We start from the raw sequence: 19,171 nt of genomic DNA, 5'->3' as shown, positions 1-19,171 counted from the left end.
CCGAGCTGCTCAGGCGCCATTGCGCGGCGTGGTGAAAGACGCGCGGCGGGTGCGACGCAGCCAGTCCAGAAAGTCGCCGTCCCCGATCACCGGGGAAGCGGGCGGCAAGGCGATCCGCCAAAGATAGACCTGCGCCTGCCGGACGGTCCCGTCGTCCGTCCGGACCGGCAGGCCCATACGCCTGTACTCACGCCCTTCGTAGCGGTCCAGCCGCGCCAGATCGCCCGGCGCGAGCACGAGGTCGCACAAGGTGCCGCGCACGCGCGCGCCGGACTTGGCCGGCACCAGCGCCGGAAACCAGCCGTTGCCGCCACGAATGGCAAAGAGCCGGCCGGGAACGGTGGCCGCTTGCGCATGCTCCAACCGCGCCCCGACCCATCGGCCCATGCGCGTAGAGGCCTGCGGCTGCAGGGTACCGTAGACGAACAGCCGCCTGCGCTGGTCCATGCCTAGTGGTGGCAGGCCAGCGCTTCGACGACATCCTCGAGCCGCGCGGGATCGCCGATCGCCAGCACGTGCCCTTCGGAAGCGGCATGGAGTGGGTCCCCGTTCCAGTCGCACATCGTGCCACCCGCCCCTTCCACGACGGGCACCAGCGCGGCCCAGTCATGCAACTTCAGCCCGGCTTCGCAGACCAGATCGATCTGCCCGCTAGCCAGCAGCCCGTAGTTGTAGCAATCACCGCCCATCATCATGCGCCGATGATCGGTGCGCGCCGCCAGGGCCATGAAATGGTCTCCCTGGTGATCGTCGAAATACTGCGGCCCTGTCGTCGCCAGCATGGCCTCGGACAGTTCCCGGCACGGGCGCGTGCGAACCGGCTTGCCGTTGAAGGTGGTCGGCCGCCCGCTGGCCCCGATCCAGCGTTCCCCCAGAATCGGCTGGTCGATGATCCCGAGCACCGGCCAGCCGTCGACCAGCAGCGAGATGAGCGTGCCGAAGATCGGCCGCCCGGCAATGAAGGATACCGTCCCGTCGATCGGATCGAGCACCCAGGTCCGTCCCGATGACCCTTCGACGGTGCCGAACTCCTCGCCGATGATCGTGTCGCGTGCCGCCTCGGCCTGCAGGATCCGCCGCATGGCTTCCTCGGCCGCGCGGTCGGCAATTGTCACCGGCGAAGCATCCTCCTTGCGTTCGGCGCTCAGGCCGCTGCGAAAATGGGGGCGAATCGCGTCACCTGCCGCGTCGGCAAGCCTCACGGCCAGAGCAATGTCTTGTTCGATCTTCATGGCCTTCCTGTGCCTACCTGCCCCCGATCCGGTCAAGTTTTCCGGCGAAAACACGGGGCCTGTAAGAAAATGGCAGCCCCCAACACGTCTAATGTGGGTTTTCACACGTTGCGGGAACAGCCCCCTCAGCGTATTTCCATTCCTGACAGGTCGCGGCAAGAGTGTGGCATGAACCGCAGGAAACGCCCGGCGTTCGATACATCAATCGCGCCGGAACAGGGGGTTACGAAGGACGGGCAACCGCTGTCCTATAATCGCGCACCGGCGCCCGACCTGGCGCCGTGGATCGGCAGGCTCTACGTGACGAAAGTCGAGGTGCCGGCCGACTACACGCTGTCGTGCGGCCTTTTCAACGACACCGCCTGCATTCGCATCCAGCTCGCCGGCGACTGGACGGCCGAGACCGCCACCGGGCCCGAGGCGTTCGGGCGCGCATCGCTGTTCTTCGGACCGCAGACCAGACGCATGCCGGTCAGCGTGACCGGCAGCTTCATCAGCGTGGGGTTCGTCGTGCGTCCAGGCGCCTGCACGGCCTTGCGTGGCCCGCGAATCGGCGACTTTCTCGACCGGCTGGTCCCGACCGGCACCGTTACCTCGCCGGTGAGCCGGGCCCTGTCGATGCTGGAACTGGATGCCTCGCCCGAGGAATGGCTGCAGATACTCGAAGGCCTGTGCCGCAAGCGCGTCGAGCACATGGACGGGCGCCTGCCCGACCCGATCGCAACGCAGTTCGAGGAGATCGCGTTCAGCAACCCCTCCATGACGGTCAGCGAGGCCGCCGAGCGCTGCGGGGTCGAGCGCCGCAAGCTGGAACGCGTGGCCAACCGCGATTTCGGCATGCCCCCCAAGCAGGTGCTGCGCCGCGCACGCGCGCTCGACATGGCCAGCCAGCTTCGCGGCGTTGCCGATTCGGAAGAAGGCAGCGAGATGGCGCTTCGCTACTACGACGAAAGCCACCTGATCCACGAGTTCACAGAACTGTTCGGAATGTCGCCGCGTCAGTTCGCCGCGACGCCGCAGCCGATCATGACGCTCGCACTCGAATCACGGCAGGCCCGGCGGCTCGAAGCGCTCAAGCGGCTCGCCCCCGGCGAGGCCCGGCCCTGGGAATAAACGGAACGCGTGCGACGCTGGCCGCACGCGCCCCCGAAAACGATCAGTCGAACAGGCTGGAAACCGAGCTTTCGTCGGCAATGCGGCGGATGGCTTCACCCACCAGCGGCGCGATCGTCAGGATGCGGATGCGATCGGACTGCTGCGCCGCTTCGGTCGCCTGGATCGAATCGGTGATAACCAGTTCCTTGAGCGCGGAATTGCTCACGCGCGAGACAGCCGCGCCCGACAGCACGCCGTGCGTGATGTAGGCGGTAACGCTCGTCGCGCCTTCGTCCATCAACGCCTGCGCGGCGTTGCACAGCGTGCCGCCCGAATCGATGATGTCGTCGATCAGGATGCAGGCGCGCCCCTTCACGTCACCGATGATGTTCATCACTTCCGACTGACCCGGACGATCGCGACGCTTGTCGACGATGGCCAGCGGCGCATTGTCGAGGCGCTTGGCCAGCGCACGGGCGCGCACCACGCCGCCGACGTCGGGCGAGACCACCATCAGCGACTGATCGCCGTAGCGGGCCTGGATGTCCGCCGCCATCACGGGAGCCGCGAAGAGGTTGTCGGTCGGGATGTCGAAGAAGCCCTGGATCTGGCCCGCGTGAAGATCGACCGAAAGCACGCGATCGGCGCCGGCCTCGGTAATCAGGTTGGCGACGAGCTTGGCCGAGATCGGCGTGCGCGGGCCCGGCTTGCGGTCCTGGCGGGCATAGCCGAAGTAGGGAACCACCGCCGTGATGCGCTTGGCCGAGGCGCGACGCAGCGCATCGATGCAGATCAGCAGTTCCATCAGGTTGTCGTTCGCGGGGTAGCTGGTCGGCTGCACCACGAAGACATCCTCGCCACGCACATTCTCGTGGATTTCCACGAAGATCTCTTCGTCGGCGAAGCGGCGCACGCTCGCGTCGGTAAGCGGCAATTCCAGATAGCCCGCGATCGCGCGTGCAAGCGGAAGGTTGCTGTTACCGGACATGATCTTCATGGCGAATCCCCAAACGGCCCGAAGGAGCGGGCTGGTCGCGCCCGCGTCTAGCCTCGCATCGCGCGATTGCAAGAGAGCGTGCAACGTTTTCACCGGCGAGCGGAAAGGCAAAGGCCGGCCCCGGACAGCCCGGAACCGGCCTTTTCAAACCGTTACGCGCAATAACGCGACTGGTCAGGAGGCGCGATGCTCGCCCTTGATCCAGCGCACGGTGCCCGAGCTGGCGCGCATGACGACGCTTTCGGTGGTCATCTTGCCGCCCTTGAGGTGCTTGACGCCTTCGAGCAGCGAGCCGCTGGTCACGCCGGTCGCCGCGAAGATGCAGTCGCCCTTGGCCAGTTCCTCGAGCTTGTAGATCTTGTTGAGGTCGGTGATGCCCCACTTGCGGGCGCGGGCGCGCTCGTCGTCGTTGCGGAACAGCAGGCGGCCGTTGAACTGGCCGCCGACGCAACGCAGCGCGGCCGCAGCCAGCACGCCCTCGGGCGCGCCGCCGGAACCCATGTACATGTCTACCGTGGTGTTCTCGTCGGTCACCGCGATCACGCCGGCGACGTCGCCGTCACCGATCAGCACCACACCGCAGCCGAGGCCGCGCAGCTCCGCGATCAGCGCTTCATGGCGCGGGCGATCGAGCACGCAGACGATGATCTCTTCCGGCTTGACGCCCTTGGCCGCGGCGACGGCCTTGACGTTCTCGGTCGGCGTCTTGTCGAGGTCGATCACGCCCTCGGGATAACCGGGGCCGACCGCGATCTTGTCCATGTAGACGTCGGGCGCGTTGAGCAGGCCGCCTTCTTCGGCTGCCGCCAGCACGGCAAGCGCATTGGGCCCGGCCTTGGCGGTAATGGTGGTTCCTTCCAGCGGATCGAGCGCGATGTCGATCTTGGGGCCCTTGCCGGGTGCGCCGCCGACCTTCTCGCCGATGAAGAGCATCGGGGCTTCGTCCCGCTCGCCTTCGCCGATGACGACCGTGCCATCCATATAGAGTTCGTCAAAAGCCTTGCGCATGGCTTCTACGGCGGCATGATCGGCCGCCTTCTCGTCGCCGCGTCCGACTAGGTGCGAAGCGGCGATGGCCGCGGCTTCGGTAACACGGACCATTTCGAGGACGAGGACGCGATCGAGTACTTTACTTGCGGGAGTCGGCTTCTTGGACATGTTCACTCCGGATTAATCCAGGGAGGAAAGGTTCGGACCGCTTAGACAGAGGAAGTTGAATTGTCGAGAAGCTGGAAAGTCCTTTTCTCCATCGCCCTCATGGGCCCCGCTCCGGCGATGGCGCAAGCGGTGCATGAACCGAGCGAAGAGGACAGGGCCATCGCCGAACGCATGATGTCCGCCGGCGGCCGGTTCACGCCCGATAATTCGCGCAATCATTGCCTGCGCACGATCAAGCAGGGCGAGATCACCGTCTGCGCCCCCGACGAGGACGAATTCCGTATTCCCTCGACCGCGGATTCAGACCCGAATTCGCGCGAGGCGCTCAACGACGGCAGGCTGCACACGCCGGATGTCGCGGGCGCCGGCATTTTCAGGGGCAAGGCCACTGCGGGCAGCATGTGCCTCGTGCCCCCGTGCCCGCCCGAGCAGCCCTACCTGATCGACCTGTCCTCGATCCCCGAGGCACCGGCGGGCTCGGACGCGGACAGGATCGCCAAAGGCGAAATCCGCGCGCCCTGAGCCCCCTGGCCTGCGTCCCCTGGAGCGTGACACCTTTGAATGAAGCGTTCGTCATTGCGAGCGTAGCGAGGCAATCCAGAGTGGAGCCACGGCACTCTGAATTGCCGCGGCCCTACGGGCCTCGCAATGACGATTCAAAGAGAAAAAGAGAAGCTGTCACGCTATATGGGCGGCCACAGGGAACGGCACCTCAGTCGCCGATGATCTGCATCACCAGCGGCTGGGCCGTCAGGCTATCCGATCCCTCGAGAATGCGCATGGCCTCGCTCACCGCGCTTTCAGGCACTTCGTGCGTGACGAGGGCGAGAATCACTTCGCCATCGTCGTCCGGGTCGCCCTTCTGGATCAGGCTTTCGATCGAGACATTGGCATCGCGCATGGCTGCCGTGATGTCGGCCAGCACGCCCGGCCGATCGGGGACCGTGAAGCGGATATAGGACCGGCCGACGCGATGCCCGGTCTCGGCGGGCTCCATCGCCTCCAGCTCGCCGGCGGGCATCGAGAACGCCGCACCCTTCTCGCCGCGGGCGATGTCGATGATGTCGGCCACGACGGCGCTTGCCGTCGGGCCATCGCCGGCACCGGCGCCCTGGAACAGCAGGCGGCCCATGAAATTGCCCTCGGCGACGACCGCGTTGGTCGGACCGTCGACGTGCGCGAGCGGATGCCCGAACGGCACGAGGTGCGGACGCACCCGCTGGTACAGGCGCGCAGTGCCGTTGCTGCGGTCGATCGCGGCGGTCCCGATCAGGCGAACGACATAGCCCAACGCGTGCGCCTGTTCGATGTCGGCGGCCTTGACCCGCGAAATGCCCATGGTCTCGACGGCGTCGAAGCGCAGGCGCACACCGAAGGCGATCGCCGCCAGGATCGAAAGCTTGTGGGCCGCGTCGACACCCTCGATGTCGAACGTCGGATCGGCCTCGGCATAGCCCAGGCGCTGGGCATCGGCGAGCACGTCGGCGAAGTCTGCCCCCGTGTCTTCCATGGTCGAGAGAATGTAATTGCAGGTGCCGTTGAGGATGCCATAGACGCGCTCGATGGCATTGGCTGCGGCGCCTTCGCTCAACCCCTTGATGACAGGGATGCCGCCGGCGACCGCAGCTTCGAACTTGAGCGGGACCCCGGCCTGCTCGGCAGCCGCAGCAAGCTCCAGCCCGTGGTGCGCGATCATCGCCTTGTTGGCCGTGACCAGCCCCTTGCCGTGGCTGATCGCTCCGCGCGCCATCGTCAGCGCCGGACCATCCGAACCACCGACCAGTTCCACCACAACATCGACGTCGCCGCGCGATGCCAGGGCCGCGGGATCGTCTTCCCAGACATAGCGCGACAAGTCGACGCCCCGATCCTTGCTGCGGTCGCGCGCGCTCACCGCGGCAATGCGGATCGGACGCCCGGCGCGCCGCGCGATCAGCTCCGCGTTCGTCTCGATCAGACGGACGACCCCGGTGCCGACAGTTCCCAGACCTGCAAGTGCTATATTGAGCGGTTCAACCATGGTGCTCCCTTTCGGGAGCGCGCCCTAGGGCAGGCGCGGAGGAATTTCCAGCACCTTCCGTCCGGGACAGCCTGGCCATTCGGGCGGTCCGGCCATTCGGGGCAACCCGGGCTCCGCCGGGCCACACGGCCTCACGACAAGTTGTGCTCGCACACGCCCAGTTCGCCCAGCACCATGCGGTAATCGGCTTCCGCCTGTCTCCTGGCGGCATATCCGTCAGACACGTTGGCGCCGGACGGCAGCGCGTTCGGCAGGAAGCAGGCAAGGCGATACCATTCGAGCGTATCGCGCGCCGGCGGATTGCCCAGGTCCGCAACCAGTTCCGAGAACGAGACGCCCCATGCAGGCGGACGTCCGGGCTGGTGGCGGACCGTGATCGAGGCCGCCGAACCGTCCTTCGTCGACAGGAAGATCTGCGTCTCGCCCTGCCCCGCCAGATTGCCCGGCACGTAGAACAGCTCGCGCACGCCGGTGACCCGGGCCGGCGCGTCGGGCGCGACGAGCGACGTGAGGATTCCGCGCAGGCGCGCCTCGCCCGCCGCGCTCCAGGGGCGCTGCGCGGTCGGCGACACCAATTGCAGTTCGCCGGGACGCCCGGCAACCGCCCGGGCAAACAGGAACACGTCTTTCTTCTTGAGTTTCGGCGCCTTGCCGCGCGAATCGAGCGGAAGATCGACGAGATATCGAACCGATTCGCCGATGGGCGCGCTGCCCGTCAGCAGCGATCTGGTATCCGCTTCCACGTAGTACCGGCCGTATCCGGCCCGCAGCCCCGGCGCGCGCGCATCATCAACGCGCACCATTTTTCTGACCTGCGCGAGCACCACCACCCCGGCCGAATCGGCCAGGTCTGCGATGTCTGCATAAGTGGGTTCCGGCCCGGTCTGGACGTCATCCTGCGCATGGGCAGGAAGTGCATGAAATGCAAGCATTGCCCCGGCCAATTGCGCCCAAAGGTGTTTCGATCTCGAAGGCATGAGGGACAATCTCCGTGGAAATGCCGGCGGTTATTATACCGGGAGGGAACCGGCGCAAAATCGTGCGTATGGTACTTGTCACCAGGCGCCATGAATTGTGCGTTAACCCCCGCAAGACCGATAAGGCGTTGCGCAGGGGGGGCATCACCGCTAAGGAAACTCGCGAAACGGGGCAAAAAAACAAAAATGCCCCACGGTCCGCTTGCCCGTCATCGACAACGGATATGGGGACTGTCAGCCGTCAGGGTGGGTAATTTCGAGTTTCGTCATGGACTCCTCCAGCCAAGGGGGAGGCCATGGGCGCCCTTGGACTTGTCCGGGGCATGGTAATGGAGTGAAGGGTCTGAATGGCTTACGCTGACCAGCAAATGAGCGGTAACAAGATTACCGCGCTCGTCATTGTCGCGCTGATCCACGTCTTCGCCGGTTATGCGCTCGTCACGGGCCTTGCCTATGAGGCGGCGAAGAAGGTCATCAGCAAGGTGACGACGGTGGACATCAAGGAAGAGAAACCGAAGGAGGAAGAGCCTCCGCCGCCGCCTCCCAAGGAAGAAGCGCCGCCGCCGCCGATCGTGGCGCCGCCGCCGCCTATCAACATTGCCCCGGCCCCGCCGCCGGTGCAGACTGTGATCACCCCGCCGCCTCCGCCGCCGGTTGTGATCCCGACCGCGGCTCCGCCGCCGCCGCCGCCGCCGGCGCCTTCCAAGGCACGGAGCGCAGCACCTAAGGGCCAGAACCGCTGGGCCGCTCGCATTCAGGCGAACTACCCGACCCGTGCTGCCCGTGAAGGGCGCGAAGGCCGCGTCGGTGTGCGTGTCACGATCAGCGCGGACGGCCGCGTGGCGGCTTGCTCCGTCACCAGTTCGAGCGGCAGTCCCGACCTGGACGAGGCGGCATGTGACGGCATGACCCGTTACGCCCGTTTCGACCCGGCTCTGGACGCAGCGGGCAACCCGACTTCCGGGAGCTACGCGACCGCGATCGTGTACCGACTTAACTAAACCGACGGCCTCGGCCGGACCTGCGTGACCCGGCCACCATCCTGCATTCTTCTTGAGAGGTAAATCGCATGCTTATCGTTGATATCCTTGCCGCCGCCGGCGAAGCCGCGCCGCAGAACAAATTCGGTTTTGCCGAAGCTCTGGAACAGGGCGGCTTCATTGCCTACGCCACCGTCGTGATCCTCGGCACCATGTCGTTCGGCTCGTTCTACATTCTGTTCACCAAGTGGTTCGAACAGTCGAAGATCATGCGCCAGTACCGCGACATGCGCGCCAGCTTCTGGAAGGCCCCGACCCTGAAGGAAGGCACCGCCAAGCTCGAGAAGAACAGCGCATGGCGCCAGATCGCCGAAGACGGCCTGCAGGCTGAAGAAGAAGCCGGCAAGCTGAAGGATCCCACCGAATCGCACGACTGGCTGCACGGCTCGCTGGCTCGCTCGGAAGCGACCATCAACGCCCGTCTCGCTGGTGGCCTGCCCTTCCTCGCCACCGTCGGCGCGACCGCTCCGTTCGTCGGTCTGTTCGGTACCGTCGTCGGCATCTACCGCGCCCTGATCGCCATCGGCGTTGCCGGTTCGGCCTCGATCGACAAGGTCGCCGGCCCGGTCGGTGAAGCTCTGATCATGACCGCGCTCGGCCTGCTCGTCGCCGTTCCGGCCGTGCTTGCCTACAACTACCTGCAGTCGCGCAACAAGCGCATCGGCGAAATGCTGACCGGCTTCTCGACCGACGTGCTGGCCAACATCGCTTCGGGCGGCGCCGTCAAGCCCGCCGCTGCTCCGGCCAAGCCGACCGCTCCCGCCAAGCCGGCTGCCGCTCCGGCCAAGTCGTAAGGAGCGCGGGCAAGACGGAGCCGGGCTTCCGGATCCGTCCCCCGCATGGGTTTCGGGCGGCGGCACGACGCATGCGCAAGCCGCCGTCCCACCCCAAGGCAATGCAAGGATTAGGATAAGACTATGGCGATATCCACGGGCGGAGGCGGTGACGACACACCGATGTCCGACATCAACACGACGCCGCTCGTCGACGTCATGCTGGTGCTTCTGATCATCTTCCTCATCGCAGTCCCTGTCGCGATCCAGACGATCGAAAAGCTGCGCATTCCGGTTATCGAGGCCATCGAATCGAAGGACAAGGTCGAAAACCTTCTCCTCACCGTCTCGACCACCGACGAAGCTGGACGCAGTGCCGGCGAACCCGGCTACACGGGGGCATCACGCGGCGGCGACTGCCGCATCTACTTCAACAACATCACGCCAGTCACTTCGGAAGAACTGCGCAAGATGGCGTTCAAGCGTCTCGACGCGATCGTCAAGCGCGCGGGTGGCCCGGAAGCCCTGATGCAGAACCCGGAACTGATCCCGCAGGTTCACATCCGTGGCGACGTCAACGCGCCTTGGCGCTGTGTGGCCGGTGCGATCTATAACGTCCAGATTTCGGGCTATCCGACGGTTGGCTTCATCACCAACCCCGTTGATCCGAACGCGTGACGTTACGGCAGGAACAGGAGTAAACTTCCATGGCAATGTCAGGCGGCAAGGATGATGGCTCGCCGATGATGGAAATGAACACGACGCCGCTTATCGACGTCATGCTCGTTCTCCTCATCATGTTCATCATCACCATCCCGGTTGCGACCCACTCGATCGATATCGACCTGCCGGTGGCAACTCCTCCGACGGACACGCCTCCGCCGGTCGACCCGATCAAGAACAAGATCGTGCTCACTGTCGACAACCAGATCCTCTGGAACGGTCAGCCGATCGGCGGGCCGATGCTGAGGGACCTGCTCCAGCAGTCCCTGAGCTATGCAGTCGAGCCGGAACTGCAGTTCCAGCCCGAGCCGAACGCAAGCTACGATCTCTCGGCACAGGTGCTGCAGCTGATCAAGGCTTCGAAGGTCACGAAGTTCGGCTTCGTCGGCAACGAACAGTTCTCGGAATTCGGCAAGTAAGCCGAAAACCGATCGGGTCCCGTAAGGGAACCAGCAAAGGGGCGGAGAAATCCGCCCCTTTTTCGTTGTCGGAAGAACCACATGGGCTCGTCGGAACCGAGAGGCACCGGAATTTCGGGAAACAGGGCCCGCGTGATCCCGGGCGCCGCCGTCCGGGATCAGTCCCCCTCTCCTTCCTCTTCCGGCGCATCGATCCGCATCGCCATGGCCGCGAGACTTTCCGCTTCCACCAGCAGTTCGTCGTCCGCGGCGCCCGACGGCAGGCTTTCCCGCCCGATCATCGACAAGGCCGGAACGGCAAGCGGGCTGATCCTGTCCAGCCATACATGATCGATCTCGCGCGCGGCCCGATCGAGCACGTCGGCGACGCGCGCGACGTCGGTCATGCGCGCGCGGGCGTCCGCCCAGGCAGCCTGTATCAGCAGATGATCAGGCTCGTACTTGCGCAGCACGTCGTAGATCAGGTCGGTCGAGAAGGTCACCTGGCGGCCCGACTTGCGCTTGCCGGGATGCTGGCGCTCGACGAGGCCGGAAATCACCGCCACCTCGCGAAAGGCCCGGCGCAGCAGATAGCTTTGCTGCACCCAGTCGACGAATTCATGCGTCAGGATATCGGGTGAAAGCAGCGCGGCCGGGTCCTCGACCGGCTTCAGCCCCCAGACCACCAGCGTATAGTCGGTGGCGACGAAGCCGAGCGGCCCCAGTCCGCGGTCTTCCATGCGCCGGGTGATCAGCATGCCCAGCGACTGGTTCGCGTTCCATCCCTCGAAGGTGAAGTAGCTCGTATAGGCGAGCTTCTCGTGCGGGAAGCTCTCAACCAGCAACCGTCCCGGCGCCGGCAGGTGCGAGCGCCAGTCCTGCACCTCCAGCCACTCGCGAACGTCGTCGGGGAAACGCGCCCAGCCGGCGCGGTCGGAAAGCATGGCGCGAACGCGATCGGCAAGGTGCGTCGAGATCGGCATGCGCTGCCCCATGTAGCTGGGAATCGTCGCCGAGCGCCTGGCCGCCCGCACGACCAGTTCGAGATCCTTGAGCGATTCGACCTCAAGATCCATCCCGGCAAAGCGGAAGGTATCGCCAGGCTGCAGGCTGGCCCCGAACCCCTCCTCGACCTTGCCGAGCGAACGGCCGTTGCGGAAGCGCACGTCGAGCATTTCGGCATCGACGATGATCCCCGCATTCATCCTATGGCGCGCCGCATGTTCGGGGTGGGTCAGCCGCCAGACGTCGTCCGCCCCGCCATCCCTTTCGCGCACGATCCGGCGGAACCGGTCATAGGACCGCAGCGCGTACCCGCCGGTGGCGACGAAATCGAGCACGCGCGCGAAGATCGCCTCGTCCACCCAGGCATAGGCAAACGAAGACCGGATCTGCGCGAGAAGCACGCTCTCGCGGAACGGCCCGGCGCAGGCGACGGCCATGACGTGCTGGGCCAGCACGTCGAGCCCGCCGGGACGGAATGCCTCGCCGTCGCGCTGCCCCTCGCGCACTGCCTGCCGAGCCGCGAAGGCTTCCAGGAATTCGAAACGGTTGCCCGGCACCAGCAAGGCCTCGCTGGGCTGATCCAGCCGGTGGTTGGCGCGCCCGATACGCTGCAACAGGCGCGAGGAACCCTTGGGCGCCCCCATCTGCACGACAAGATCGATGTCGCCCCAGTCGATGCCGAGATCGAGACTGGCGGTGCAGACCAGCGCGCGCAGCTCTCCCCGCGCCATCGCGCCTTCCACCTTGCGGCGCGCCTCTTTCGAGAGCGAACCGTGGTGAATGCCGATCGGCAGATTGTCGTCGTTGGCATCCCACAGCTCCTGGAAGATATATTCGGCCAGAAAGCGCGTGTTGGTGAAGACGAGTGTGGTGCGGTGCGCCCTGATCTGCTCGATCAGTTGCGGGATCGCCCATGTCGCCGCATGGCCGCTCCAGGGAATGCGCTCCTCTACGGGCAGCAGGATGTCGACTTGCGGATCGGCGCCGGGCTCACCCTCGACAAGCGCGACCGTGTCGATCTCTCCCCATGGTGCGAGCCAGCCCCGATAGGCATCGGGATCGGCCAGCGTGGCCGACAGAGCGGCGCGCCGGAGGCCGGGACTGAGCGCCTGCAGGCGCGCCAGCGACAATGCCAGCAAGTCTCCGCGCTTGCCGGTGGCGAAGGCATGAACCTCGTCGATGACGACCCGTTGCAGACCGGCGAACAGATCCGGCGCTTCGGGATAGCTCAGCAGCAAGGAGAGCGATTCGGGCGTCGTGAGCAACACGTGCGGCGGCCGCGCGCGCTGGCGGGCCTTGCGATCCGAGGGCGTATCGCCGCTTCGCGTCTCGACGCGGATCGGCAGACCGATGTCCTCAATCGGAGCAATCAGGTTGCGCTGCACGTCATGCGCAAGCGCCTTGAGCGGAGAGACATAGAGCGTGTGCAGCCCCTCGGGCGGCCCGCCCCCTGCCAACCGCGACGCACAGAACGCCGCCAGCGTGGGCAGGAACCCCGCCAGCGTTTTGCCCGCGCCGGTATCGGCCACAAGCAGCGCGTGGCGTCCCGCATCGGCCGCCGCGAGCATCTCCGCCTGATGGCGCCGCACGCGCCATCCGCGCGCGTCGAACCACGCGGCGATCTCTGGGGGAACACCGCCCCGATCCGTCATCGGCAGGACCTGATGGAGAAAGAGGAGAACAAGACCATGGGTGCGGCGGAGCATAGCATCGCGCGCGGGAAAAGTCCGGTCGCGCGCACCGCCACACTGCTGTCGGACCTTGCAGTGTCACCCGCCATGTCCGAAGAGCGCGAAACGCAAACATTGCGAAGGGCCCGATGAACGCGCTTGCCGGATATGCTCACCTGATCAACATCGCCATGGGCCTGGCTCTGGGGCTTCTGGTGGGGTTGCAGCGCGGCTGGGCGCTGCGCGAGCAGGCCGCGGGCTCCCGCTTCGCCGGCATCCGCACTTTCGCGCTGATGGGCCTCGCGGGCGGCATCGCCGGCGTGCTCTACAGCGACGCGCGCGGCCCGGCGACAAGCCTTCTGGCCGCGACCATGGTGCTGGTCCTGCTGGGATACGAACGGACCTCCCGGACCAGCGGGCGAATCGACGGCACTTCGGGCATGGTCGCGCTGCTGACTCTGGCCGCCGGCTTTCTGGTCGGCAGCGGGGAACGCCTGACCGGCACGGCAGTGGCCGTCGTCATGGTGCTGCTGCTGGCTATGCGCGCGCAGCTTCACCGCTGGGTGCGCCATCTCAGCGAACAGGAAATGCTCTCGATCGCGCGCTTCGCCCTGATAGCGCTCGTCATCCTGCCGCTGCTGCCCGACCACCCCTATGGCCCCTACGAAGCGTGGAACCCGCGCAAGCTGTGGATGGTGGTGGTGCTCGTCTCGGGCTTTTCCTTCGTCGGCTACTTCGCGGCACGGCTGCTCGGGCCGACACGCGCGGTGATCGCGACGGCGGCGGCCGGTTCGCTGGTTTCCTCGACGGCAGTCACGGCCTCGCTGGCCACCCGGATGAAGCAGGGGACCGAAAGCACGGCAATCCTTGCCGCCGGGATCTCTGCGGCCTCGGTCGTCATGTACCTGCGTGTCATCGTGCTGGCAGCGGCCCTTGCCCCCTTCACGCTCGGCCCGCTCGTGCGCCTGATCGTGCCCGGGTTCCTGGTCAGCCTGGCGCTGACCGCCTGGTACCTGCGCAAGGTGCCCGATGGCCCACCTTCCGAACCGCAGGGCGACATGCCGATGCGCAACCCCTTCGACCTCGGCCCCGCCTTCCTGCTCACCGGCCTCGTGATGGCGCTCACCGTCGCCGCGCGGTGGGTGCTCGAACAGTTCGGCGACAAGGAACTGGCGCTGGTGCTTGCGGTCTCCGGCACGGTCGATGTCGATTCGACGATCATCACCATGGGCAACCTGCCCGCCGGTACGCTGCACCAGGTCACCGCGGCGATCGTGCTGGCCGTCTCGGTCACGCTCAACACGCTGTTCAAGGCTTTCGTTTCAGCCAGCGTGGGCGGCTGGAGCAAGGGCAAGCACGGCGCCCTCCCCCTTGCAGCCAGCGCCGCCGTCGTGACCGCCGGCGCCCTGGTGATGGCGTTCTGAAACTAGGCGCGCGCGAGGCCCGAGAGCGCCAGCTGCGCGTCGATACGACCGACCAGCCGTTCCAGCCCTTCGGCCGTATCGCTTTCGGCGCGGGCCGTGAGCACGTCCTGCGTGTTAGAGGCCCTCAGGAGCCACCAGCCATCGTCGTCGGTGACGCGCACGCCATCGACATCGACCACCCGCGCATCGGTTTCGGTCAGCCGCATGCGCACCTCTTCGACCGCCGCGAACTTGCGGGCCGGGTCCACCGGGAAGCGCAGTTCCGGCGTGTCGAACATGGCGGGCATGGCGCTGCGCATTTCGGTCAGCGATCTGCCCAGCCGCACGGTAGCCGCCATCAGCCGCACCGCGGCGTAAAGGCCATCGTCGAAGCCGAAATAGTCGTCGGCGAAAAACACGTGGCCGCTCATCTCGCCGCCAAGCGCCGCGCCGGTTTCCTGCATCTTCGACTTGATGAGCGAATGCCCCGATTTCCACATGACAGGGTAGCCGCCGAGCCGGGCTATCCCGTCGAACAGCGTGCGCGATGCCTTGACGTCGGCAACGACCGTGGCGCCGGGATGGCGCAGCAGCAGGTCCTCGGCGAAGATCGACAGCAACTGGTCGCCCCAGATCACCCGCCCGGTACCGTCGACCGCGCCGATCCGGTCCGCATCGCCATCGAAGGCCACGCCGAAATCGAGCTTATCGCGCGCGACGAGTGCCTTGAGATCGGCCAGATTAGCCTCGATCGTCGGGTCCGGGTGATGATGGGGGAAGCACCCGTCCACTTCGGTGAAAAGCAGATGGTGTTCGCCGGGCAGCTTCGATGTCAGCAGTTCGACCGCGGGGCCGCCGGCGCCGTTCCCGGCATCCCAGCCGATCCGGAGCCCGGCAAGATCCCCGTCCGCGATTCCTGCAAGCCCCTCGACCAGCCTGTCGACATAGGCGGAGAACACCGCGCGGCTCTCGCACCGGCCACTTCCTTCCTCCCAGTCGCCCACGGCCGCCATGGCCCCGAGCCGCTGGATGTCTGCCCCGAAGAACGGACGACCGCCGACCACCATCTTGAATCCGTTGTGGTCGCGCGGATTGTGGCTGCCGGTGACCTGGATTCCGCCATCCACGTCCTGCGCGGAAGCCTCGGCGAAGTTGAGCATCGGCGTCGGCCCCAGCCCGATCCGCGCGACGTCAATCCCGCTGGCGAGAAGCCCTTCAACCAGTGCCTCCTCCAGCACCGGCGAACTGAGCCTGCCATCGTAGCCGACCGCTATCCTGCTGCCGCCCCCACGGCGCAGAACCGTCGCGAAGGTGCGGCCAAGCGCATAGGCGTCTTTCGGCCCCAGCGTCTGGCCGACCACGCCGCGAATGTCGTATTCGCGCAGGATCGACGGATCGAAGCCATGGCCGACGCTCATGCCCGTCTCAGGTAGAGGATTCCGGCGACAGCTCCGCCAGCAGCAGATCCCGCGCGGCATTGGCCTCGTGCACCTGCTCGTTGCTGCCGCCGCGGTCGGGGTGGACGGCGGCGAGGCGCCGACGATGCGCTTCCAGGATGTCCTTGCGGTCCGCGCCAGCCTTCACGCCGAGCACTTCGCGCGCGTGGGCCAGGGCGAAGGTCTGGCGAACCCGCAGCTTCTTCTGCCAGGGCCAGCGGCCCATGAACACGCGCCAGGCCACGCAGGCCAGCACGATCAGCCAGATCAGCTTCATGCGGCGGACATCGTCATTCCGCCGCGAAGGCGAGGTCCTGCTGGCCACGCGCCGGCACCGGCAGGTTGAGCCCGGCAACAAGGCCGCGCAGTTCCTGACGGGCCACGAGGTGGCTGGTGCCCAGCTCGCCCAGATGGCCCTTGTCGAGCAGGGTCAGCCCCGAGGGAAACAGCTCGCGATAGATAACGCGCTCCGAAAGACCGCTCGCCACGCGGAAGCCGACCCGCTGCGACAGCTCCTTCAGCGCCCCCTCGAGACGGCGCATGTTGCGTGCCTCGACATGCTGCACGCGGTTTCGCACGACCACCCAGTCCATTTCGCGGCGGCCCTCGTTCAACGTCTTCATGCTACGCTTCTTGCGCGTTTCCCACATGAGCTCGGCATAGAAGGACAGCTTCTTGACCTTGAAGCTCTCGCCCTCGACCTGGCCGATCAGGTCGAAGTCGACGAAGCTGTCGTTGAGCGGCGTCACCAGCGTATCGGCGGTCGTCGCGACATGGCGGGCGAAGGCATCGTCGCGGCCGGGCGTGTCGAAGATGAGAAAGTCGTATCCGTCCGCGATCTGCTCAGCGAGATCGTCGAGTTCGGCGATGTCGTCGCCGTCGTAGACCGCGAAACGCGCCCCGGGCAGGGCGATTTCGCGCCGCCGCTCGGTCTCGACACGGTTTTCGAGATAGCGGAACAAGGTGCGCTGGCGCGGATCGAGATCGATCGCGGCGACATTCGCCCCCTGATAGGCCAGTGCGATGGCCACATGCACGGCGGTGGTGGACTTGCCGGTGCCACCCTTTTCATTGGCGAAGACGATACGATGCGCTGCCACGGACTGTGATCGCTTTCCTGCTTTGGGCCCGTTCACCGGCCCCCTATATGTTCAAACTCGTTGCCGCACAGGGCGCGCCGCGGCTAATGGCTGGCGCATGTGCCGGTCAAGCCGCATCATATCGGAGCAGTAACCCGCAATGCAAACCGTCCACAGCCTTGATCCACTGCGCAGTGCAGTCGCCGAATTGCGCAAGACGGGTACGCTGGCTCTCGTCCCGACAATGGGGGCCCTGCATGAAGGCCATCTGACACTGGTGCGCGAAGCCAGGGCGCGCGCGGCGCATGTCGCCGTCTCGATCTTCGTCAATCCGCTGCAGTTCGGTGCCGGAGAGGACCTGGACGCCTATCCGCGCCAGCTCGAACGCGACTCCGCGCTGCTCGAGGCCGAGGGCGTGGACCTGATCTGGGCGCCGACCGTCGATGCCATGTATCCGCAGGGCTTCGCCACCAACATCTCCGTGACCGGCGTGAGCGAAGGGCTGTGCGGTGCCGCGCGGCCGGGCCACTTCGACGGTGTCGCCACGGTCGTATGCAAGCTCTTCCACCAGGTGCTGCCCGATATCGCCCTGTTCGGCGAAAAGGACTGGCAGCAGTTGGCGGTGATTCGCCGCATGGCCCGCGATCTCGACCTGACCCGCCCCTGCGCGGACGACATCATCGGCGTGCCCACTGTCCGCGAAGCCGACGGCCTCGCGATGTCCTCGCGCAACGCCTACCTGACGCCCGAACAGCGCGCGCAGGCCGTGGCCCTGCCCGCCGCGATGAAAACGGCCATCGCCGCCATCGAGGCCGGCGAGCCCGTGAACGATGCCCTGGCGACACTGGAAGCGGCCCTGCTTGCCGGCGGGTTCGCCGCGATCGACTATGCACAGCTGCGCGACGCGGAAAATCTCACCCCGCTCGACCGGCCTGCGGCGCGCCCCATGCGCCTGCTCGTCGCCGCCCGTATCGGCAAGGCCCGCTTGATAGATAACATGGCAGTGACGCCCCGAACCTGCTAAATAAACTCACAGAAATCGTCATTTGCCCCAAGTTCGTTCACGAATTAGGGTCCTGCGCGTCCTGGGACTGGGTAGTCCGCACATCCTCGTGCGGCAGAAGGAGGGTTACTCTTCATGAAGAAATTCGCATGCGTGCTCGGCGCGCTGGCAGTATCGCTGACTGCGAGTTCTGCGCTTGCCGAAAGCAAGTCCTCCGCGCGCAAGCAGCAGGAAAGCGGCATGCGGGAGATCCCCGTCTGCACGCAGAACCTGGGCACGGTGGCCATCGTCGAGCCCGACACCAAGTGGTGGCGTGAATTCAACCTCGGCAGCCCGGAAGCGATCCTGCGCGTCTTCGTCCAGCGCTCCCGCTGCTTTACGCTCGTCAACCGCGGACGCTCGCTGCAGAGCAGCGCCATGGAACGCGCGCTCGCGGAACAGGGCGAACTGCAGGCCGGTTCGAACATCGGCAAGGGCCAGATCAAGGCGGCGGACTACTTCCTCCAGCCCGACATCGTCTCGACCAACAACAATTCGGGCGGCGGCGGCGTCGGTGGCGTGCTCGGCGGCATCGGTGGCGGCCTGTTCGGTCGCGGGTTCGGCGCCATTGCCGGCGGCATCAAGGTCAAGAAGGGCGAAGCCAACGTGACGCTCTCGATCGTCAATGCCCGCACGACCGTCGAGGAAGCGCTGGTCGAAGGCTATGCCCGTAAGTCCGATGTCAGCTTCGGCGCCGGCGGCGGTGGTTTCTTCGGCGGCACGTTCGGCGGCGTTGGCGGCGGCGGCTACCAGAATACGGAGATCGGCCAGATCATCGTGCTGGCCTATCTCGACGCCTATACTAAGCTGGTTACCCAGCTCGGCGGCCTGCCCGAAGATGCAGCGGCTGCCGCACCGGAAGCAAAGTGATGCACACGGAAAGGCCCGCGGCCTGACGAACCGGCAAGATTGACGGCGGGCGGGGCCCAGCACCCGCCTGTCTTTTCGAAACCGGATCTTGTGCAAGATGACTTGCTCTAGCCTAACAGCTATTGTCAGGCGACTTCTTCCAGCCCTCTCTCTATTCCCGGAACCGATCGATCTGTCGCGTATCGCGCGTCCGGGGGTGAGATTTTCGAAACGGAATGCTGCGTATCCGTGCCATGGCACGAAGCGCAGGTCC

At 66.0% G+C, this 19,171-nt stretch carries 19 protein-coding genes; 9 read left to right on the top strand and 10 right to left on the bottom strand.

What is annotated here, in order from left to right; translation table 11 throughout:
- Positions 1 to 9: 9 nt before the first annotated feature.
- Together NZK81_RS06415 and NZK81_RS06410 are read right to left on the bottom strand one after the other, a co-directional pair.
- The gene (locus tag NZK81_RS06415) at positions 10 to 447 is read right to left on the bottom strand and encodes a gamma-glutamylcyclotransferase family protein (RefSeq protein ID WP_260045027.1); all 438 of its coding nucleotides are present in this window, start codon (positions 445 to 447) and stop codon (positions 10 to 12) included.
- A gap of 2 nt (positions 448 to 449) precedes the next feature.
- Positions 450 to 1,232: an inositol monophosphatase family protein gene (locus tag NZK81_RS06410; RefSeq protein WP_260045026.1), complete on the bottom strand. Its 783-nt coding sequence runs from the start codon at positions 1,230 to 1,232 to the stop codon at positions 450 to 452.
- Positions 1,233 to 1,400: 168 nt separating this feature from the next.
- On the opposite strand from NZK81_RS06410, the gene NZK81_RS06405 reads away from it, so the two are divergent.
- Positions 1,401 to 2,345: a helix-turn-helix domain-containing protein gene (locus NZK81_RS06405; protein WP_260045024.1), complete on the top strand. Its 945-nt coding sequence runs from the start codon at positions 1,401 to 1,403 to the stop codon at positions 2,343 to 2,345.
- A gap of 43 nt (positions 2,346 to 2,388) precedes the next feature.
- Here the strand turns inward: NZK81_RS06405 and NZK81_RS06400 are convergent, their stop codons facing one another.
- Both NZK81_RS06400 and glpX read right to left on the bottom strand, forming a co-directional pair.
- On the bottom strand, positions 2,389 to 3,324 hold the full coding sequence (locus NZK81_RS06400) for a ribose-phosphate pyrophosphokinase (protein ID WP_260045021.1): 936 nt from the start codon (positions 3,322 to 3,324) through the stop codon (positions 2,389 to 2,391).
- Between the two features lie 174 nt (positions 3,325 to 3,498).
- A complete protein-coding gene (gene glpX / locus NZK81_RS06395) occupies positions 3,499 to 4,482 on the bottom strand; it encodes a class II fructose-bisphosphatase (protein ID WP_260045019.1) in 984 nt (327 codons plus the stop codon).
- 60 nt (positions 4,483 to 4,542) lie between these two features.
- Between glpX and NZK81_RS06390 the strand changes: the two genes are divergently transcribed.
- The gene (locus NZK81_RS06390; protein ID WP_260045017.1) at positions 4,543 to 5,004 is read left to right on the top strand and encodes a hypothetical protein; all 462 of its coding nucleotides are present in this window, start codon (positions 4,543 to 4,545) and stop codon (positions 5,002 to 5,004) included.
- A gap of 190 nt (positions 5,005 to 5,194) precedes the next feature.
- Here NZK81_RS06390 and NZK81_RS06385 read toward each other — a convergent pair whose 3' ends face one another.
- Positions 5,195 to 6,502: a homoserine dehydrogenase gene (locus NZK81_RS06385; RefSeq protein ID WP_260045015.1), complete on the bottom strand. Its 1,308-nt coding sequence runs from the start codon at positions 6,500 to 6,502 to the stop codon at positions 5,195 to 5,197.
- Between the two features lie 131 nt (positions 6,503 to 6,633).
- On the bottom strand, positions 6,634 to 7,479 hold the full coding sequence (locus NZK81_RS06380) for a hypothetical protein (RefSeq protein WP_419181656.1): 846 nt from the start codon (positions 7,477 to 7,479) through the stop codon (positions 6,634 to 6,636).
- Between the two features lie 347 nt (positions 7,480 to 7,826).
- On the opposite strand from NZK81_RS06380, the gene NZK81_RS06375 reads away from it, so the two are divergent.
- The 4 genes from NZK81_RS06375 to NZK81_RS06360 all read left to right on the top strand — a co-directional run bounded on the left by NZK81_RS06375 (position 7,827) and on the right by NZK81_RS06360 (position 10,434).
- A complete protein-coding gene (locus NZK81_RS06375) occupies positions 7,827 to 8,480 on the top strand; it encodes an energy transducer TonB (protein ID WP_260045011.1) in 654 nt (217 codons plus the stop codon).
- A 68-nt stretch (positions 8,481 to 8,548) separates the two neighbouring features.
- Positions 8,549 to 9,313, top strand: coding sequence for a MotA/TolQ/ExbB proton channel family protein (locus NZK81_RS06370; RefSeq protein ID WP_260045009.1), 765 nt, complete (start codon positions 8,549 to 8,551; stop codon positions 9,311 to 9,313).
- Positions 9,314 to 9,436: 123 nt separating this feature from the next.
- Complete coding sequence (locus NZK81_RS06365) at positions 9,437 to 9,970, top strand: ExbD/TolR family protein (RefSeq protein WP_260045007.1); 534 nt, start codon at positions 9,437 to 9,439, stop codon at positions 9,968 to 9,970.
- Positions 9,971 to 9,999: 29 nt separating this feature from the next.
- Complete coding sequence (locus NZK81_RS06360; protein WP_260045005.1) at positions 10,000 to 10,434, top strand: ExbD/TolR family protein; 435 nt, start codon at positions 10,000 to 10,002, stop codon at positions 10,432 to 10,434.
- 158 nt (positions 10,435 to 10,592) lie between these two features.
- Here NZK81_RS06360 and NZK81_RS06355 read toward each other — a convergent pair whose 3' ends face one another.
- Positions 10,593 to 13,070, bottom strand: coding sequence for a ligase-associated DNA damage response DEXH box helicase (locus tag NZK81_RS06355; RefSeq protein ID WP_260045331.1), 2,478 nt, complete (start codon positions 13,068 to 13,070; stop codon positions 10,593 to 10,595).
- Positions 13,071 to 13,237: 167 nt separating this feature from the next.
- On the opposite strand from NZK81_RS06355, the gene NZK81_RS06350 reads away from it, so the two are divergent.
- Complete coding sequence (locus NZK81_RS06350) at positions 13,238 to 14,512, top strand: MgtC/SapB family protein (RefSeq protein WP_260045004.1); 1,275 nt, start codon at positions 13,238 to 13,240, stop codon at positions 14,510 to 14,512.
- A 2-nt stretch (positions 14,513 to 14,514) separates the two neighbouring features.
- On the opposite strand, the gene pgmG is transcribed toward NZK81_RS06350, so the two are convergent.
- The 3 genes from pgmG to NZK81_RS06335 are packed head-to-tail and all read right to left on the bottom strand — an operon-like array spanning position 14,515 to position 17,027.
- A complete protein-coding gene (pgmG, locus tag NZK81_RS06345; protein WP_260045003.1) occupies positions 14,515 to 15,909 on the bottom strand; it encodes a phosphoglucomutase/phosphomannomutase PgmG in 1,395 nt (464 codons plus the stop codon).
- Positions 15,910 to 15,916: 7 nt separating this feature from the next.
- Positions 15,917 to 16,204 carry a J domain-containing protein gene (locus tag NZK81_RS06340; RefSeq protein WP_260045001.1) on the bottom strand — a complete coding sequence of 96 codons (288 nt, stop codon included), beginning with the start codon at positions 16,202 to 16,204 and terminating at the stop codon, positions 15,917 to 15,919.
- A 13-nt stretch (positions 16,205 to 16,217) separates the two neighbouring features.
- On the bottom strand, positions 16,218 to 17,027 hold the full coding sequence (locus NZK81_RS06335; RefSeq protein WP_260045000.1) for a division plane positioning ATPase MipZ: 810 nt from the start codon (positions 17,025 to 17,027) through the stop codon (positions 16,218 to 16,220).
- Positions 17,028 to 17,166: 139 nt separating this feature from the next.
- Here NZK81_RS06335 and panC point away from each other — a divergent pair, with 139 nt between their 5' ends.
- Together panC and NZK81_RS06325 are read left to right on the top strand one after the other, a co-directional pair.
- Positions 17,167 to 18,030 carry a pantoate--beta-alanine ligase gene (gene panC / locus NZK81_RS06330; RefSeq protein WP_260044998.1) on the top strand — a complete coding sequence of 288 codons (864 nt, stop codon included), beginning with the start codon at positions 17,167 to 17,169 and terminating at the stop codon, positions 18,028 to 18,030.
- Positions 18,031 to 18,144: 114 nt separating this feature from the next.
- A complete protein-coding gene (locus tag NZK81_RS06325; RefSeq protein WP_260044997.1) occupies positions 18,145 to 18,918 on the top strand; it encodes a CsgG/HfaB family protein in 774 nt (257 codons plus the stop codon).
- Positions 18,919 to 19,171 lie beyond the last annotated feature (253 nt).

Source organism: Novosphingobium mangrovisedimenti, assembly GCF_025153475.1.
Classification (GTDB): Bacteria; Pseudomonadota; Alphaproteobacteria; order Sphingomonadales; family Sphingomonadaceae; genus Novosphingobium; species Novosphingobium mangrovi_A.
This window is presented reverse-complemented; position numbering and strand designations above follow the sequence as displayed.

What these genes read in the sequence shown, in the direction of transcription:
- NZK81_RS06415 (WP_260045027.1), bottom strand. Translation starts at nt 447, where the DNA reads ATGGACCAGCGCAGGCGGCTGTTCGTCTACGGTACCCTGCAGCCGCAG.
- NZK81_RS06410 (WP_260045026.1), bottom strand. Translation starts at nt 1,232, where the DNA reads ATGAAGATCGAACAAGACATTGCTCTGGCCGTGAGGCTTGCCGACGCG.
- NZK81_RS06405 (WP_260045024.1), top strand. Translation starts at nt 1,401, where the DNA reads ATGAACCGCAGGAAACGCCCGGCGTTCGATACATCAATCGCGCCGGAA.
- NZK81_RS06400 (WP_260045021.1), bottom strand. Translation starts at nt 3,324, where the DNA reads ATGAAGATCATGTCCGGTAACAGCAACCTTCCGCTTGCACGCGCGATC.
- glpX (WP_260045019.1), bottom strand. Translation starts at nt 4,482, where the DNA reads ATGTCCAAGAAGCCGACTCCCGCAAGTAAAGTACTCGATCGCGTCCTC.
- NZK81_RS06385 (WP_260045015.1), bottom strand. Translation starts at nt 6,502, where the DNA reads ATGGTTGAACCGCTCAATATAGCACTTGCAGGTCTGGGAACTGTCGGC.
- NZK81_RS06380 (WP_419181656.1), bottom strand. Translation starts at nt 7,479, where the DNA reads ATGCCTTCGAGATCGAAACACCTTTGGGCGCAATTGGCCGGGGCAATG.
- NZK81_RS06375 (WP_260045011.1), top strand. Translation starts at nt 7,827, where the DNA reads ATGGCTTACGCTGACCAGCAAATGAGCGGTAACAAGATTACCGCGCTC.
- NZK81_RS06370 (WP_260045009.1), top strand. Translation starts at nt 8,549, where the DNA reads ATGCTTATCGTTGATATCCTTGCCGCCGCCGGCGAAGCCGCGCCGCAG.
- NZK81_RS06365 (WP_260045007.1), top strand. Translation starts at nt 9,437, where the DNA reads ATGGCGATATCCACGGGCGGAGGCGGTGACGACACACCGATGTCCGAC.
- NZK81_RS06360 (WP_260045005.1), top strand. Translation starts at nt 10,000, where the DNA reads ATGGCAATGTCAGGCGGCAAGGATGATGGCTCGCCGATGATGGAAATG.
- NZK81_RS06355 (WP_260045331.1), bottom strand. Translation starts at nt 13,070, where the DNA reads ATGACGGATCGGGGCGGTGTTCCCCCAGAGATCGCCGCGTGGTTCGAC.
- NZK81_RS06350 (WP_260045004.1), top strand. Translation starts at nt 13,238, where the DNA reads ATGAACGCGCTTGCCGGATATGCTCACCTGATCAACATCGCCATGGGC.
- pgmG (WP_260045003.1), bottom strand. Translation starts at nt 15,909, where the DNA reads ATGAGCGTCGGCCATGGCTTCGATCCGTCGATCCTGCGCGAATACGAC.
- NZK81_RS06340 (WP_260045001.1), bottom strand. Translation starts at nt 16,204, where the DNA reads ATGAAGCTGATCTGGCTGATCGTGCTGGCCTGCGTGGCCTGGCGCGTG.
- panC (WP_260044998.1), top strand. Translation starts at nt 17,167, where the DNA reads ATGCAAACCGTCCACAGCCTTGATCCACTGCGCAGTGCAGTCGCCGAA.
- NZK81_RS06325 (WP_260044997.1), top strand. Translation starts at nt 18,145, where the DNA reads ATGAAGAAATTCGCATGCGTGCTCGGCGCGCTGGCAGTATCGCTGACT.